Source organism: Actinopolyspora alba (assembly GCF_900112765.1).
In the GTDB taxonomy this organism is placed as follows: domain Bacteria; phylum Actinomycetota; class Actinomycetes; order Mycobacteriales; family Pseudonocardiaceae; genus Actinopolyspora; species Actinopolyspora alba.
Window position 1 is genome coordinate 1 of record NZ_FOMZ01000033.1, and the last position, 2,033, is coordinate 2,033.

The 2,033-nt window shown below is 68.9% G+C and carries 1 protein-coding gene; it reads left to right on the top strand.

The window, feature by feature from the left end; translation table 11 throughout:
- On the top strand, positions 1 to 2,033 hold a 2,033-nt coding region (locus BM150_RS23475; protein WP_245755703.1), incomplete at both ends, for a condensation domain-containing protein.

Genomic DNA, 2,033 nt, shown 5'->3' on the forward strand with positions numbered 1-2,033 from the left:
GCCGCTACCACCCCGACGGCACCCTCGAATTCCTCGGCCGCACCGACCACCAAGTCAAAATCCGCGGCCACCGCATCGAACTCGGCGAAATCGAGCGCGCCCTCGAACGTGCCGAGCCGGTGCGTGAAGCCGTGGCCACGGTGGTTCCGGAACCCCGCGACACGCTGTGCGCCATGCTGCTCGGGCACGACACCGTCGACAACTCACCCGATGAGGTGCTGGAGACCGCGGCCCGGCACCTGCCCGAGTTCATGGTGCCCGCACACGTCGAGTTCACCGACGCCTTCCCGCTGAACGCGAACGGCAAGATCGACCGGGCCGGGGTGCGCGCGGATCTCGCCGAACGGCTCGTCGCCCGAGCGGAAGCGGAAGAAGCGCCGGACGCGGAACTCGTCGGGAACGAAGCGGTGCTCGCCTCCGTGTGGACCGAACTGCTGGATGTCCGCTCGCCCACCCGGCGCTCGAACTTCTTCCACCTCGGTGGCGACAGCCTGCTGGCTACCCGCATGCTCGCGGCACTGCGCCGCGAGGGGCTCTCCGGCAGCCTCGGAGACCTGTTCAGCTCCCCGACGATCGCGGGATTCGCGAGTCGCCTGACCAGTGTGGACGGCTCGGACAGTCCCACACCGACGATCGTCGCCGACCTAGAAAACCGACACGAGCCCTTCGAGCTCACCGATGTGCAGCGGGCCTACTGGCTGGGGCGCCACACCGGATTCACCCTGGGCGGGGTCGGATCCTACTGGTACTGGGAGTTCGAGAGCGGGTCAGTGGACCTCGACCGGCTGGAGGACGCGTGGAACTCGGTCGTCGAACGCCACGAGATGATGCGAGCCGTCCTGGACGGTGACGGCCGGCAGCGCATCCTGGCGAGCGTGCCGAGATTCCGGTTCCAGGTACGCCACACGACCGCGGCGGACCACGACGAAGCGGTGGCCGAGCTGCGCGGCATGGACAGCCAGATCCTGGACGTGACGACCTGGCCGCTGTTCGACGTGCGCGCGGTCCAGCGCGACGACGGGCACACGGTCCTCGGCATCGGGTTCGACTACATCGTGCTGGACGCGCTCAGCATCGTCACGGTCCTGAGCGAGCTGTCCGCCCTGTACACCGACCCGAACCTCCACCTGCCCGAGCTGGAGCTGTCCTACCGCGACTACCTGCTGGCCACCAGGACCGACGATGACGTCCGGCGGCGCGACGAGGCCTACTGGCTCCGGGCGATCGAGGAACTGCCCCCGCCACCCGCGCTCCCGCTGCGGATCGCCCCGGAGCAGGTGGAACAACCCAGCTTCGTCCGCCGCGAGACACGTATCGGACCCGAACGGTGGCAGCGACTGCGCGGTCGGGCCGCCGAGCACGGGCTGACCGTCTCGACCGTCGTAGCCACGGCGTTCGCCGAGGTGCTGACCGTGTGGAGCGGCGAGCCCGAGCTGACGCTGACGCTGACGGTGTTCGACCGCCAGGACCTCCACCCCGACGTCAACCGAGTGGTCGGCGACTTCACCTCGCTGATGCTGCTTGCCCACCGGAGCCGACCCGACGAGCCGTGGGCGCGGACCGTCCGCAGGGTGCAGGGGCAGGTCTGGGAGGGACTGGAGCACAACGGGGTGTCCTCGGTCTGGGTGCTCCAGCAGCTGGCGCAGCGTCACGGTGCTTCGCAGATGCTCATGCCGGTCGTGTTCACGTCGACCCTGGGAGTCTCGGACGAATTCCCGGACCTCGAACTGTCGTTCGGCTCGCAGACCCGGGGGTTGTCCCAGACGCCCCAGGTCACCCTGGACTGCCAGGTGATCGAGCAGGACGGCGGACTCACCGTCAACTGGGACTACGTCGAAGGCCTCTTCGCTCCCGGCGTCGTGGCGGACGCCGCCGACGCACTGCGATTCCTGCTGGAGGCACTGGTCGACCAGGACTGGGACGTCCCACCACCGCACATCCCGTTGCCGGTGGGGCAGGCGGAGGTGCGTGCCCGGGTCAACGACACCGGACCCGGAAACCCACCACGACTACTGCACCCACCGATCTTCACC